This is a genomic window from Vibrio maritimus (assembly GCF_021441885.1).
Taxonomy (GTDB): domain Bacteria; phylum Pseudomonadota; class Gammaproteobacteria; order Enterobacterales; family Vibrionaceae; genus Vibrio; species Vibrio maritimus_B.
The window spans coordinates 2,979,924-2,995,903 of record NZ_CP090438.1 but is presented as its reverse complement, the minus strand read 5'-3'; the positions used below and the strand labels follow the sequence as shown (position 1 = coordinate 2,995,903).

General features: G+C 49.0%; 8 protein-coding genes. All 8 read right to left on the bottom strand.

What is annotated here, in order from left to right; all coding sequences use genetic code 11:
• Positions 1-84: 84 nt before the first annotated feature.
• The 8 genes from btuF to gltB (LY387_RS13615) all read right to left on the bottom strand — a co-directional run bounded on the left by btuF (position 85) and on the right by gltB (LY387_RS13615) (position 15,538).
• Positions 85-861 (bottom strand): vitamin B12 ABC transporter substrate-binding protein BtuF, encoded by a 777-nt coding sequence (btuF, locus tag LY387_RS13650; RefSeq protein ID WP_234496122.1) that lies wholly within the window; start codon positions 859-861, stop codon positions 85-87.
• Positions 862-927: 66 nt separating this feature from the next.
• Positions 928-1,881 carry a cobalamin biosynthesis family protein gene (locus LY387_RS13645; RefSeq protein WP_234494497.1) on the bottom strand — a complete coding sequence of 318 codons (954 nt, stop codon included), beginning with the start codon at positions 1,879-1,881 and terminating at the stop codon, positions 928-930.
• Positions 1,882-1,924: 43 nt separating this feature from the next.
• Positions 1,925-2,620, bottom strand: a complete 696-nt coding sequence (mtnN, locus tag LY387_RS13640) for a 5'-methylthioadenosine/S-adenosylhomocysteine nucleosidase (protein WP_128647980.1) — start codon at positions 2,618-2,620, stop codon at positions 1,925-1,927.
• An 86-nt stretch (positions 2,621-2,706) separates the two neighbouring features.
• Entirely contained in the window at positions 2,707-3,147 is a 441-nt protein-coding gene (locus LY387_RS13635) for a DUF1499 domain-containing protein (RefSeq protein ID WP_234496121.1), read from the bottom strand.
• 73 nt (positions 3,148-3,220) lie between these two features.
• The gene (locus LY387_RS13630; protein WP_234494496.1) at positions 3,221-4,633 is read right to left on the bottom strand and encodes an FAD-dependent oxidoreductase; all 1,413 of its coding nucleotides are present in this window, start codon (positions 4,631-4,633) and stop codon (positions 3,221-3,223) included.
• A gap of 18 nt (positions 4,634-4,651) precedes the next feature.
• Positions 4,652-9,115, bottom strand: coding sequence for a glutamate synthase large subunit (gene gltB, locus LY387_RS13625; RefSeq protein ID WP_234494495.1), 4,464 nt, complete (start codon positions 9,113-9,115; stop codon positions 4,652-4,654).
• 406 nt (positions 9,116-9,521) lie between these two features.
• Positions 9,522-10,991 carry a glutamate synthase subunit beta gene (locus LY387_RS13620; RefSeq protein WP_042476040.1) on the bottom strand — a complete coding sequence of 490 codons (1,470 nt, stop codon included), beginning with the start codon at positions 10,989-10,991 and terminating at the stop codon, positions 9,522-9,524.
• A complete protein-coding gene (gltB, locus tag LY387_RS13615) occupies positions 10,991-15,538 on the bottom strand; it encodes a glutamate synthase large subunit (protein ID WP_234494494.1) in 4,548 nt (1,515 codons plus the stop codon). The genes LY387_RS13620 and gltB (LY387_RS13615) overlap by 1 nt, the downstream gene beginning before the upstream one ends.
• Between the last annotated feature and the right edge of the window lie 442 nt (positions 15,539-15,980).

The window sequence follows — 15,980 nt, the reverse complement described above, 5'->3', positions numbered from 1 at the left end:
GAAAAGTAATAGGAAAGTGCGCTAATTTTACGGGATTTAACGTTTGCGGATAGCGAATCTTACCTGAATGTGATCTATCTCTCATTATTTTTGGGTTCGTACCCAATCAAGATGTTCACACACTTGAGTGACCGCCAGTAGAGTTCTTGGAGTGGGGCGATTCAGCCAATCTGAGGTTAAAGCCCATACATGTTTGTTTTGTACTGCAGGTAGTTCTTGTTGCCATTTTTGCCACATATTGCCGTTTGCCATGGCGTGCTCTGAGGTGAAGATAGCTTCAGGTTGGCGCACGATCACCTGTTCGGGACTGACTTGAGGGTAGGGTGCCTTGCTGCTGGCAAAGATGTTTTCTCCACCACAAAACTCAAATACCTCACTTGGCCAGTTACCATCAGAAAGCGTAATAATAGGCTTCTCACTGAGCTGGTAGAAATAGCGAACTTTCTGCTTGGTGTCGTATTTCTGTTTGAGTTTGGCAAGCTCTTCACGAAACTGCTTTGCGGCAACTAGACCTACGTTGGAATTATCCGCATATTGGCTAAGCGCCTCGAGACTATTGGTAATGCCATCGAGTGATTTTGCTTTAGAGTAATAAAGGTTGAAGCCAAGCTGCTCCAGTTTCTCTAACTCTCTAGCTGGGTTCCCTGTTGGCCACGCTAAGATAAGATCGGGCTCCAAGGCTACGATTCGCTCTAGCTTAATGCCTTGATAGTTTGCGACACGCTCCAGCTTTTGAGCGGCTTCTGGGTAGTCGCTGTATTCGCTTACTGCCACCAACTTATCACCAAGTCCTGCGGCGTAGGCAAGCTCTGTGGTATGTGGTGCAAGGCTGACAATGCGCTTGATGTCGGTGTTCGCCATTGGCGAGGCGAGCGATGAACCGCTGGCAAGCAGAGCGAGTAGCCCAACATACGTGTTATTCATGAGTTACAACCCTTGATAGATGATGAACATTGCTGCGCTTTGCAGCATCAGCCAAATATAGATTCGCCATGCTATGTGTTTTTGAATTTGAGCGATATGAATAGCCGCAGGTGCGATTTTTCCACCAATGCGTGCTCGTTGTAATTTCTCGTCACCATAAATAGCGGGACCACCCAGCGCTAGCTCAAAACGGTTGGCATAGCCACAGATAAGCCAGCTCGTCGCTGAATTGGCCCATGCTTTGGCTTGGCTAAGTGTTTGTTGGACTGCTTTTGTTGGCATACCAAGCAGTACGGTGACAGAGAACAGTTTTTGCGGCACATAATCGACCACCATAAACAACCAAGCTGCGGGCTTGCCAAAGGTGGCATAGTCAGGTTTATGCGGACTCCAATTGCGTGCAATCTCCGCGCACAGTCGATACATCAGTGCGCCAATACCCCCTGCGACGCCGTACCAAAACAAGACGCCAATGACGTTTCTCGCGTACCCCATGATGACGCTTTCAGCCCCCGCTTTGCCAAGTCCTAGCAATGACAGAGAGGCGGTGTCTCGATTGACTCGAGATGAAAGCAAATGCCGGGCAGTGTGTTTGTCTTCCTTGGCGAGTGCGTCGATAAAACGTCGAGCAAATAACTCGTTACCACGCCACTCAACGGCAAGCAGCAAAAGCGCCAGTTGATAAAATTCCGCTTTCCACACCAAAGATTGCAGTGCTATGAGTACAGCGAGTGTGGGCAGGGTTAGTAAAAGCAGAGCAAGTGAACCGGATAGCCTCTGCTGCTGACGTGAGGCGTTGGGTAGATTCACCTTTTGGGCGATATTGGTGAGCAATAGTTGCCAAAATCGCACTGGGTGCGCCGCTGGTGGGATAGGAATGAGTAGATGAAACAAAAGTGCACCCCATAGAGTTAGGAGTGCACCATTGGCATATAAACTCTCGAAAAAAGAGCTCATTGACGTCGTCCTTGTACGTTAAGTTCTTGGCAAGAACGTCTGCTTATTTAAGCAGTTCAACCATTTTAACTACCATTTCAGACGAGCTTTGCGCCGCTAAAGGTAGGAACTCTTCAAAGCTCATTGGTGATTCTTTATCTGCAACATCAGAAATGGCACGAACCACAACAAATGGTGTGTTGAATTGGTGACATGTTTGCGCAATAGCAGACGCTTCCATTTCTACAGCGATAACACCAGGGAAGTTCTCACGGATGAATGCTTGACGCTCTGGGCGGCAAACGAACTCATCACCAGTACAGATCAAACCGCGTACCGCATGCTTGTCTTCCATTTGTGCGAGTGCTTTCTCTGCCACATCCATTAGCTTTTGGTCAGCAGTGAATGCCGCTGGTTGACCTGCCATCTGACCAATCTCGTAGCCAAATGCTGTCACGTCAGCATCGTGGTGACGAACTTCAGTCGAGATAACCACATCACCTAGGTTAAGAGAAGACTCAAAGCCACCTGCAGAGCCTGTGTTAATCACAACATCTGGTTGGTAATCGCTAAGAAGAATCGTCGTGCCCACTGCAGCGGCTACTTTACCGATACCTGATTGAAGTAGCACGATATCAACATTGTGAAGTTGACCCGTAAAGAAGGTACAACCGCCTTTTTTGGTTTCTTCTAGGTTAGTAAGTGCTGCTTTTAGGATGGAAACTTCTTGTTCCATTGCGCCGATTACGCCGATTTTCATAGAGATTCTCTCAAGTTGGAAAACGTATTTTGGCGTGCAGTATAGCAACAGTCGCCTCGCTTCCCAACCTTTGCGAGATTGAGCAATTAGGGATTTGCGATGATCAATCCAGTTTCGATGAGCTTAGCGCGAAAGGCTTCAACCCGCTTCCGATTGACATCAAAATCGTAGTAGCCGATGCGTGCCTCAGAGCGAACTCTCAGTTCCCCATCTTGGATTTTTACCTCCATATCATCAACATAACGGAACACGCTGGAGGTGTATTCAACCCGTAGGTAGTTGTCATCAATGGCGGCAACCTCTGCATTATCGAAGCTTAAAGCGACGGTTTCGATTTGGTTGATGTTGGTATTGGGGGCGAGTTTGAAAGGGGCGAGATTAAATTCTTCACGGCTATCTTGGGTAGAGACGCAGCGAGGACTGTCTCCACATGGCTCGTCAGTGCGGTCCGTTGTGGTTTTGTAGCCAGCTCCGCAGGCCGTAAGAAAAACGATGGAGGAAAGCGTTAATAGCTTGGCTTTGGTCATGATGGTTTTGGTCATGATGTTCCCTTAAACAAAAGCCCAGCAGAGCTGGGCTTAACGTATTGTTGTTTTTACTCTATACATCTAAGAAGTCTAGTATGCCTTCTGCCGCTTTGCGTCCCTCGTCAATGGCGGTAACAACCAAATCAGAGCCACGTACCGCGTCACCTCCGGCGAAGATCTTCTCATTGGTGGTTTGATACATAAACTCTTGAGATACAGGCGCTTTAATGCGACCCCATTGGTCAAGGTCAACGCCATAAGGTTCTAGCCAAGACATCTGATGTGGCTGGAATCCGAATGCCATGATCACCGCGTCGGCTTCCAGTACATGTTCGCTGCCTTCTACGGGTTCTGGACGGCGGCGACCGGCTTCATCGGGTTCACCCAGCGCGGTTTTTACAACTTTAACGCCGCAGGCATTACCATTGGCATCAACCTCAATGCCCAGTGGCTGAAGGTTAAACATAAAGTTAACCCCTTCTTCACGGGCATTTTTCACCTCACGTCTGGACCCTGGCATGTTGGCTTCGTCTCGGCGATAGGCACAAACCACGCTACTCGCACTTTGACGAATAGAGGTGCGAACACAGTCCATCGCCGTATCGCCACCACCGAGTACTACGACCTTCTTACCTTTCATATCAATGAACGGTTGCTCACCATCAAGCTCCATGACCTTGTAGGTGTTTGAGATAAGAAACGGTAGGGCATCAAAGACGCCGGGTGCATTCTCGTTCTCGAGGCCCGCTCGCATATTTTTGTAGGTTCCTACACCAAGGAAAACGGCGTCATACTCTTCAATTAACGTCGCCATCTCAACGTCTTTGCCTACCTCTGTGTTGAGCTGGAATTCAACCCCCATCTCAGTAAAGATGCGGCGACGGTTAATCATGACGTCTTTCTCTAGTTTGAAAGAAGGAATACCAAAGGTGAGTAGACCTCCAATCTCAGGATAACGATCAAAGACGACGGGCTTAACCCCATTTCGTGCCAAAATATCGGCAGCGGCAAGACCTGCTGGACCAGCGCCAATAATGGCCACTTTCTTATCCGTCCATTCCACGTGAGACATGTCTGGCTTCCAGCCCATCTCGAACGCTTTGTCAGTGATGTACTTTTCGATATTGCCGATAGTGACCGCACCGAAGTCGTCGTTTAGCGTACATGACCCTTCACACAGGCGATCTTGCGGACATACGCGACCACAGACCTCTGGCAAGCTGTTGGTTTGATGTGAGAGTTCAGCGGCTTCTATGATGCGTCCCTCATTGGCTAGCTTTAGCCATTGAGGAATGTAGTTGTGTACAGGGCACTTCCACTCACAATAAGGGTTACCGCAGTCTAGGCAGCGATCGGCCTGAGCCGTCGCTTGCTGCTTGGTAAAGGGTTCGTAGATTTCCACGAACTCGATTTTGCGAACCTTAATCGGCTTTTTGGCAGGATCAACGCGGTTCACATCAATAAACTGGTATACGTTCTGGCTCATTATTCTGGCTCCTTCCAACTACTGTGCTTGAACGCGCAGCTCTGCGGCGCTTCGGCTTTGGTGACCAAGTAAGGTGCGAAGATCCGCAGCCTTTGGCTTGACGAGATAGAACTTCGGAATCCATTCATCGAAGTTCGCCAGAATGTTTTCGGCGTGCACTGAGCCTGTCTCTTCTAGGTGCTCAGCGATAAGCCCGCGCAGATGCTCTTGGTGGATATACAAATCAGACAGCGAAATTGCTTCTACCGATTCAGTATTGACGCGACCTTCAAAGTCATCGTTGCTATCCATGACGTAGGCAAAACCGCCTGTCATACCCGCACCAAAGTTAACGCCAGTCGCGCCAAGAATCGCGACGATACCTCCTGTCATATATTCACAGGCATTGTCACCAGCTCCTTCAATCACAGCAATGGTGCCGGAGTTGCGCACTCCAAAGCGTTCCCCTGCGGTACCTGCAGCAAAGAGCTTTCCGCCTGTCGCGCCGTAGAGGCAGGTGTTACCAACGATGGTGGCGTCATTGCAAGCGAAGGTGGTACCCACGTGAGGCTTGATAACCAACTTACCGCCAGCCATGCCCTTGCCAACATAGTCATTAGCGTCGCCCGTTAGGTATATTTCTACGCCGCCAGCATTCCAAACGCCGAGTGATTGGCCTGCAGTACCATCGAGATACAGCTTGATTGGACTCGTCGCCATACCTTGGTTGCCATAGCGCTTAGCAACGCTACCAGAGAGTCTTGCACCCACAGAGCGGTCGGTGTTTCTTACATCGAAGTAGAAGCTACCACCGGCTCTGCTTTCTACTGCAGCTTCGGTTTCTTCGATAATCTTTTGGTTAAGCTCCGCTTTGTCAAACGGCTGATTGGGCTCAGTCCAATACAGAGGATGAGATAGCGGCGATACTGGCGTTTCGAGGATACTCGACAGATCAAGCTTGGATTGCTTCGCCGTCATGCCTTCTACGGCTTCCAATAAATCCGTTCGACCGATTAGGTCGGTGAGTTTTTCTACCCCTAACTCAGCGAGCAGTTCGCGTACTTCATCGGCAAGCCCAGTGAAGTAGTTGACCACCATTTCAGGTAAGCCCTTGAAGTACTCTTTACGCAGCGTTTCGTCTTGCGTTGCAACGCCTGTTGCGCAGTTATTGAGGTGACAGATTCGCAGGAACTTACAGCCCATGGCGACCATAGGCGCAGTACCGAAGCCGAAGCTTTCAGCGCCAAGAATGGCTGCTTTAACAACGTCTAATCCGGTTTTTAAACCGCCATCGACTTGGAGTCGGATCTTATGGCGAAGGTTATTCGCAACCAGTGCCTGCTGGGTTTCGGCAAGACCGAGTTCCCAAGGACAACCCGCGTACTTGACCGATGTCAGTGGGCTTGCCGCCGTGCCGCCATCGTAACCAGAGATGGTAATGAGGTCGGCATAAGCTTTGGCAACGCCGGTAGCAATCGTGCCAACACCTGGCTCGGAAACCAGTTTTACCGATACCAGTGCATCTGGATTAACCTGCTTCAAATCGAAGATAAGCTGCGCTAAATCTTCGATGGAGTAGATATCGTGATGCGGAGGAGGAGAGATGAGTGTAACCCCTTGCACCGAGTGACGCAGCTTAGCAATTTCGGCTGTCACCTTATGCCCAGGAAGCTGTCCGCCTTCACCTGGTTTTGCGCCTTGAGCGACCTTGATTTGCAGGACGTCGGCATTGGTGAGGTAATGTGGTGTCACCCCAAAACGACCTGACGCTATCTGCTTAATGCGAGAGTTGCGGTTTGTACCAAAGCGACGTGGATCTTCACCACCTTCACCAGAGTTGGAGTAGCCACCAAGCTTGTTCATCGCCGTGGCGAGTGCTTCATGCGCTTCTGGGCTCAATGCCCCAATGGACATCGCCGCCGAGTCAAAGCGTTTAAATAGCTCTGTATTAGGCTCAATCTGTTCGAGTGATAGTGCTTGGTCTGCTTTTTTCAGCTTCATCAAGTCACGCAGCATCGCAGTAGGACGGTCGTTCACTTGTTTGGCGTAGGATTTATAGTCGGCAGCATCACCGGATTTTACGGCTTGCTGCAGTGTCCCTACCACATCTGGGTTGTACGCATGGTACTCACCATCGTGAACGTATTTGAGTAGACCGCCGTGTTCAACGGCTTTACGTTTTGCCCACGCCTTGCGAGAAAGGTTATACAAGTCTTGTTGGAAATCGTCAAAGCTTGCGCCCTGTATACGCGTGGTGACGCCTTTAAAGCATAAGTCGACCACGTCGGTGTGCAGACCAACGGCTTCAAACAGTTGTGAACATCGATAGGACGCGATGGTCGAGATGCCCATCTTCGACATGATCTTATAAAGACCCTTGTTGATGCCGTATTGATAGTTTTGCATCACGTCGCGGTAGCTTTTATCAATTGCCCCGTCATCGACCAGTTTACCTAGCGCTTCATAGGCTAGGTAAGGGTAGACAGCCGTCGCACCAAAACCTAACAGCACAGCAAACTGATGTGGGTCACGCGCGGTTGCGGTCTCGACAATGATATTGGCATCACAGCGAAGGTTGGCGTCAATCAATCGTGTTTGCACCGCGCCAACCGCCATCGCTGCAGGAATAGGCAGCTTGCCTTTCACGAGCGCGCGATCCGAAAGTACCACTAGAACCGTCCCTTCTTTAACGACGGATTCTGCTTGATCGCAGAGATCGAGTAGGGCTTGCTTGAGATCTTTCTCATTTGGATCGTAGTTAATATCGAGGATCGTATTGCGATAGTGCTTGTCGCTCAGTTCGAGTAACTGTTGCATGTCAGAGTAAAGCAGTACAGGTGAATCGAAGGTCACACGATAGGCGTGTCCGTCGGTCTCACAGAACACGTTCATTTCCTGCCCGACACTGGTCGCAAGCGACATCACGTGTTTTTCACGCAGTGGGTCGATAGGCGGGTTCGTTACTTGAGCAAATTTCTGTCGGAAGTAGTCCGTCACCAAACGCTCTTTTGAGGACAGTACTGCCATCGGTGTATCGTCACCCATCGAGCCAACGGCTTCTTGGCCCATATCGCCGAGCACACGAAGCACCTGGTCGGTTTCTTCGTTGGTCATGGCGAATTGTTTTTGGTAGGTCTTTAGCAGAGTCTCATCGAAGCTACGTTCACCGACCTGATCGTCAGTCAGCGCACTAAATGGCGTGAGCTTATGTACGTTGTTTTCCATCCACTCACGATATGGGTGGCGGCTTTTGAGATCATTATCGATGTCATCGGAGTGCCACAGCTCGCCTTCTTGAGTATCGACGACGAGCAGTTCACCAGGACCGACGCGTCCTTTCTCTGCCACTTCATCTGGAGCGTAATCCCAGATACCAACTTCAGATGCTAGCGTAATAAGGTTGTCTTTGGTAATCACATAACGTGCTGGGCGCAGGCCATTGCGGTCAAGGTTACAGGCGGCATAGCGACCGTCTGAGAGTACGATACCAGCCGGGCCATCCCAAGGCTCCATGTGTTTGGAGTTAAAGTCGTAGAAGGCACGAAGGTCTGGATCCATGTCTGGGTGGTTTTGCCATGCTGGTGGAACTAGCATCCGCATCGCTCGGAAGATATCCATACCGCCAGATAGGAATAGGTCGAGCATATTATCTAGGCTCGAAGAGTCTGAACCAGTCTCGTTAACAAACGGAGCTGCCGTTTGAAGGTCAGGGAGCAGAGGTGATGCAAATTTGTAGGCGCGAGCTTTCGCCCATTGGCGATTGCCTTCAATGGTATTGATTTCACCATTGTGTGCTAAGTAGCGGAACGGCTGTGCCAATGGCCAACGTGGTTGTGTGTTGGTAGAAAAGCGCTGGTGGAACAAACAGATCGATGATTCCATGCGAAGATCAGCAAGATCGAGGTAAAATCGCGGCAGATCGGCCGGCATACACAGACCTTTGTAGACGATCACCTGAGTCGACAAACTACAGATGTAGAAATCTTCGTCTTCAGTGATGCGTTTTTCAATACGGCGCTTGGCGATGTAAAGGCGTCTTTCTACATCTTGTTCGCGCCAACCTGCTGGTGCAGAGATGAAAACTTGGACGATATTTGGTAATGAACTGAGTGCGATAGGACCGAGTACGTCTTCATTGGTTGGTACATCGCGCCAGCCAGCTATCGTCAGAGTTTCTTGAGACAATTCTTGGTTGATGATGTCTTTTGCAGATTGGGCTTTTACCGGGTCTTTGGATAGGAACATCATGCCGACGGCATATTGTTTACCTAGGTTCCACTCATTTTCTTCTGCAATAAGTCGGAAATAAGAATCGGGTTTTTGAAGTAATAAACCACAACCATCGCCTGTTTTTCCATCTGAGTTGATGCCGCCGCGGTGAGTCATGCGGTCCAGTGCTGAGATTGCGGTGCGAACCAGCTTGTGGCTTGGTTGACCTTGCATATGCGCAATAAGGCCAAATCCACAGTTGTCTTTTACAAGACTTGGATCGTAAAGAGCCATTGCCTTTCTCCCTTTGAGCTTGCTGTCATCCTGACAGTAAATTAATGCTTTTTAATGACTTTTTGTTGTTATTTGAGTCAAATTTTTAGTCGTTAATCGTTAACAATTTGCATCTATTTTATTTTCACGAACTTCACAACGTATAGGTTATGGCAATAAAGGTCAAGTTTTCAGGAATTTGTTGTGTATGTTGCGGAAAATCAAACGAATTATCTGCTTGAAGAACAAAGGCTTGTCTCGCAAAAAGTGAGAAGGTTAACAAATTTAAGGAGGCGCATCGTCAGTAGCACTAGACTTTTGTGCTACATGATAAGGGATTATGGGGGATAAAAAAGGCCAGCATAAGCTGGCCAAATTCGGAAGGAATGCTGTTAGTTACTTATCCGTGTAACTAGACAGTCTGCCTTTAAGCTGAAAGCATTAATGAATCTGCTTTCGCTTCAAGGTTTGTGTTGCCCATTAGGTACTCATCGATGGCACGCGCACACTCGCGACCTTCGTTGATACAGCGTACGACCAGAGATTGGCCTGTGCGCATGTCACCTGCAGCAAATACACCTTGTTGGTTAGTCTGGAAGTTTTCCGCAGCAACATTACCACGCTCATCCAGTTTGATATCAAGCTGAGCTAGAACACCCGTTGGTTCTGGATGTAGGAAGCCCATTGCTAGGAACGCCATGTCACATGGGATTACGCGCTCAGAGCCTGCAACTTCTTCAAAGCTTGGGCGCTCACCTGGAGCTGCATCTTTCCAAACGATATCTGCAATACGAAGACCCGTTACTTGGCCCTCATCGTTACCGATAAACTCTTTGGTCAAGATGTTCCAATGACGGTCACAGCCTTCTTCGTGAGAAGTTGTGGTCTTCATGATCATCGGGTATTGCGGCCATGGCATGTTAGCAGGACGTTTTTCTGGTGGAATCGGCATGATTTCTACCTGAGTAACGCTTGCAGCTTTATGACGGTTCGAGGTGCCCACACAGTCAGAGCCTGTATCACCACCACCAATGACCACAACATGCTTATCTTTAGCGTGAATCTCTTCACCTTTAAGATCCATGTCGTTAGCACGACGGTTGTTTTGCGCTAGGAATTCCATTGCAAAGTGAACGCCGTTTAGCTCACGCCCTGGTACGGGTAGGTCACGAGGAACGGTAGAGCCACCTGTTAATAGTACAACATCAAACTCTTGACGAAGCTGAGCAGCGTTAACATCAACACCAATGTGCTGGTTTACTTTGAACTCAATACCCGCTTCTGCCATTAGATTGATTTTACGGTCAATGATATCCATGCCCAGTTTAAAGTCAGGGATACCAAAGCGTAGTAGACCACCCACTTTCTCGTCACGCTCGAATACGGTTACTGAGTGACCGGCGCTGTTTAGCTGCTCAGCTGCAGATAGACCTGCAGGACCTGAGCCGATGATAGCGACAGTTTTCCCCGTGCGAGAGCGCGGCGTTTTAGGTTTCGCGTAGCCTTCACGGTAAGCTGTTTCAACAATTGTCTTCTCAATGTTACAGATGGTGATTGGGTCTTGGTTAATACCAAGTACACAGGCACTTTCACACGGAGCAGGACATACGCGACCCGTAAACTCTGGGAAGTTGTTGGTTGTGCTTAGGATGCGCCAAGCTTCTTCCCAGCTATCACGATACACAGCATCGTTGAACTCAGGGATGATGTTGCCGATTGGGCAACCGTTGTGGCAGAAAGGTACGCCACAATCCATACAACGAGAAGCCTGAGTGTTGATCTTATCGCCAAACTCTTCGTTAAGAACGAACTCTTTGTTGTCTTCAATGCGAACCGCTGGGTCGAGCTTCCCTGGAAGCTCGCGACCATGTTCTAAAAATCCAGTAGGCTTACCCATTATACTGCCTCCACTTCTTCCGTTTGAGCTTGCTCAGCTTCTGCTTTGCGCTTTAGTAGCACGGCTTTGTAGTCGCGTGGCATGACTTTAACCAGCGATGCAATGCTTGCTTCAAAGTTGTCTAAGAACGACTGAGCGACTTCACTTCCTGTGAACTCCACATGCTTAGTTAGCATGTCTAGTAGTAGTTCGCGATCTTCTTGTTCGATTGGGTCTAGGTCGACCAATTCTGGGTTGAGCTTGGTTTCAAAGTCACCTGCTTTATCCCAAACATAAGCCACACCACCACTCATACCAGCAGCAAAGTTACGACCTGTTGAACCAAGGATAACCGCCACACCGCCAGTCATGTATTCACAGCCGTGGTCACCCACGCCTTCAACCACAACTTTCGCGCCAGAGTTACGAACACAGAAGCGCTCACCGGCCATACCGCGGATGTAAGATTCACCCGACGTTGCACCATAGAAACAAACGTTACCAACAACGATGTTGTCTTCTGCAACGATGCTTGACTTCGCATCAGGGTACAGTACTAGCGTACCGCCAGAGAGACCTTTACCCCAGTAATCGTTCGCATCACCTTCCACTTCGAACTTCACGCCCTTAGCAAGGAAAGCCCCGAATGACTGACCAGCGCTGCCGTTAAACTTGACGTTCATTGGCTGTGGTAGACCTTGGTCTTTGTACACTTTAGAGATTTCGTTCGACAGCATGGTACCTGCAGAGCGGTCCGTGTTGATGATTGGGAACTCAGCGTTGACCGCTTCACCCTTCTCAAGTGCAGGGATAGCCGCTTGAATCAACTTACGGTCCAGAACCTCTTCTAGGTTATGGTTTTGCTCTGTCTGGTTGTAAACACCGTCTTCTTCACGCGCCTGCTCGATGTGTAGAACTGGCGATAGGTCGAGGTTCTTGTATTTCCAGTGAGCGATGTCGTCGCGGATCTTCAGTTTCTGAGACTGACCCACCATCTCATCGATAGTGCGGAAGCCAAGCTCTGCCATTACTTCACGCAAGCCTTCAGCCATGTATTGGAAGAAGGTAACAACGTCTTCTACGCGGCCATCAAAGCGTTCACGTAGCGTTTTGTTTTGCGTTGCGATACCAACTGGGCAGGTGTTCTTGTGACACTTACGCATCATGATACAGCCTTCAACAACCAGAGCGGCTGTTGCTACACCCCATTCCTCAGCACCTAGCAGAGTTGCTACTGCAAGGTCACGTGGCGTTTTCATCTGACCATCAGATTGAACCACGATACGGTTACGCAGACCGTTTTTCAGAAGCGTTTGGTGTGTTTCTGCCAAACCTAGCTCCCAAGGAAGACCAGTATGGCGAATTGAAGACATTGGTGATGCACCTGTACCACCGTCGAAACCGGCGATAAGGACCACGTCTGCTTTCGCTTTCGCTACACCTGAGGCGATAGTACCAACGCCTGCTTCCGATACCAGTTTCACGTTGACGCGACCAGCACGGTTCGCATTCTTCAAGTCGTAGATCAGCTGAGCCAAATCTTCGATTGAGTAGATATCGTGGTGTGGCGGTGGAGAAATTAGACCAACCCCTGGAGTTGAGTGACGAGTCGCACCGATCCAGTCATCGACTTTATCACCTGGTAGCTGACCACCTTCGCCTGGCTTCGCACCCTGCGCCATCTTGATCTGAATTTCTTCAGAGTTGGTTAGGTAGTAAGAAGTCACACCGAAGCGGCCGGATGCAACCTGCTTGATCGCAGAGCGTTCCCAGTCACCGTTCTCTTTACGCTCGAAACGAGCTGGGTCTTCACCACCTTCGCCTGAGTTCGACTTCGCGCCAATGCGGTTCATCGCAACAGCAAGAGTAGAGTGAGCTTCGTACGAGATAGAACCGAACGACATTGCACCTGTTGCGAAACGCTTAAGGATGCTTTCAATTGGCTCAACTTCTTCTAGAGGAATCGAACCTGCTGGGTTCTTAACAAAGTCTAGCTGGCTGCGCAGTGTTGCTGCGTTGTCGCCTTGGTCATCAACCGCTTTCGCGTATTGCTTAAACTGAGCGTAGTCTTTGTTGCGAGTTGACTGTTGCAGTAGCGAGATAGTTTCTGGGTTGAACAGGTGCTTCTCACCACGCTGTTTCCATTGGTAAACACCACCAACATCAAGAACTTGTACTGGGATTTCACGCGTTGGGAAGCCAACACGGTGACGGATCAGTACTTCTTTAGCGATGTCGTCAATGGTGAGACCTTGGATACGAGAAACCGTACCCGTGAAGTATTTCTCTACGACAGATTTGCTGATACCAAGCGCTTCAAAGATTTGTGCACCGTGGTAAGACTGCAGCGTTGAGATACCCATCTTCGAGAAGATCTTCAGAAGACCGCCGTTGATAGACTTACGGTAGTTCTCAAATAGCTCAGAGATACTGGTTTCAGGGTCTAGCTTCTTAGTGCGCTGCAGCTCAACCATAGTTTCGATAACTAGGTATGGGTTCACTGCGTTCGCGCCGTAGCCCACTAGTGTTGCAAAGTGGTGCGTTTCACGTGCGTCACCTGTTTCTACCACGATGTCACACTTAGCACGCAAGCCCTTACGGATTAGGTGGTGGTGAACGGCACCGACCGCCAACATTGCTGGGATAGCTGCGTGGTTAGAGTTGATAGCACGGTCAGTTAGCAAGATGATTGAGTAACCATCGATAACCGCGTCTTCTGCGTATTGGCAGATACGTTTCAGTGCGCGCTCTAGCTTGCCTTCGTCTTCACTGGCTTGGAAAACGATATCCAGAGTTTTCGCTTGTAGGTGCTCATTATCGATAGCACGCAATTTCTCAAGTTCAGAGTTAGACAGAACTGGAGACTCAAGCTCTACTTTTTGACAGTGCTCTGGAGACTCAGTCAGTAGGTTCTGATCCTTACCTAGGTAAGTGTTCAGAGACATTACCATACGCTCACGAATCGGGTCGATTGGCGGGTTGGTAACCTGAGCAAACAGCTGCTTAAAGTAGTTAGATAGATGTTGTGACTGGTGCGAAAGGATCGCGAGTGGCCAGTCAGCACCCATTGCAGAGAGTGGCTCTTTGCCATCTTTCGCCATAGGTACGATGATTTCGTTCACTTCTTCTGAGCTAACACCAAACGCTTGCTGTTTGTGCAGTAGCTTCTCTGGAGAAGGTTGGCTGAATTCGTTGCTCGCATCTGGAAGTTTCTTCAGGCTAAGCAGGTTCTCTTCCACCCATTTCTGGTATGGCTGAGCACTTGCGATGCCATCTTTCACCTCTTCATCAGAGATGATGCGACCTTGTTCTAGGTCAGCAACGAAGATACGACCCGGCTGTAGACGACCACGGAACTCTACGTTCTCTGGTTCAATGTCGACAACACCAGATTCTGATGCCATCACTAGGAAGTCATCTTTAGTCACGGTATAACGAGATGGACGCAGACCGTTACGGTCAAGCGTTGCACCTACCTGAACACCGTCAGTGAAACACACCGATGCTGGGCCATCCCATGGTTCCATAACGTTCGCGTGGTACTGGTAGAACGCACGACGTGTTGGATCCATGTTTTTGTTTTCTTGCCATGCTTCAGGGATCATCATCATCAGTGCATGTGGCAGGCTGCGACCAGAAAGAACTAGGAGCTCAAGTGCCATGTCGAAGTTTGATGAATCCGAGCTACCTTCTTGACAGATAGGGAGCAGCATGTCGATTTCTGCTTGAGTGAACAAGTCAGATTCGATGATCGCTTCACGTGCCTTCATCCAGTTCAAGTTACCGCGAACTGTGTTGATTTCACCGTTGTGGGCAATGTAACGGAAAGGCTGCGCTAGGCGCCATTTCGGGAAAGTATTGGTAGAGAAACGAGAGTGAACTAGAGCCAGAGCCGTCACCATCGTTGGATTTTGTAGATCTAAGAAGTACTGAGGTACTTGCTCTGTCGTTAGCTGACCCTTGTAGACAAGTGTCTTGTAAGACATGGAGTTGATGTAGAAGTCATCGCCAATATTTGACACGCTTTCTAGACATACACGAACTGTGTAGTTACGAAGAACATACAGCTTGCGCTCAAGCTCTTCTGGCGTACAACCAGGGCCGCCAGTAACAAATACGTGCTCAAATTGTGGTTCAGTGCTGAGTGGGTCTGCACCGATCATTGAGTTGTCGGTTGGCAGTACACGGTAGCCAATCACTTCTAGGTCTAGACGCTTAGCATTGCGCTCTAGGATGTCACGACATTGCGCGCGTTTGTGCTCGTCTTTAGGGAATAGCACCACACCAACACCGTACTTCTCGAAAGATGGCAGTTTAATGCCAAGCTTTACGCTCTCTTCTAACAAAAACTCGTGTGGCTTTTGAAGTAGGATACCTGCACCATCACCGCTGCATGGGTCACAACCTTGACCGCCACGGTGTTCCATACGCGCTAGCATATCCAGGGCTTGAGTCACTACTTCGTGAGATTTACGGTTTTTTAGGTGAGCAACAAAACCGATACCACAAGCGTCATGCTCCAATTCTGGAGTATACAGACCCTGTGTATTCTGCTCTCTATCTACCATAGATACTTCCTTCCAGTTAAATCTAGACGCAACTAGAGTGTGCGATTGCGTCTTGTCCTTTGTAATTTTGATTCTTGACTGCCAGAGGGGGCAGTGTTCGAGTCCATTCTGCATCTCGCAGGAAATGTGTTGCGAGAAAAACATTCCGTGGTGATATTCAATGTCTACGTTCCACAATCTAGTGGAATCTGTTGGTGGGAGTAGAATATCGACCTTTTATCTACTAATTCATGCTGTAATAAAAACGGCAAATACAGCAGAATTGTGTAAGTATCCTACAATTTTGTTCTGTGTAATTCCAACGAAACTTACGTCTGTTACACATTTTTTTTATCTTGTTTTGAATATATTCCATAACATAACCGCAACATTTGCGGTTTTTTGCTTGTTTTTATGCATATTTATTGATTTTGGTTAAGCGCTGTTCACAGGCTCGTTGCTA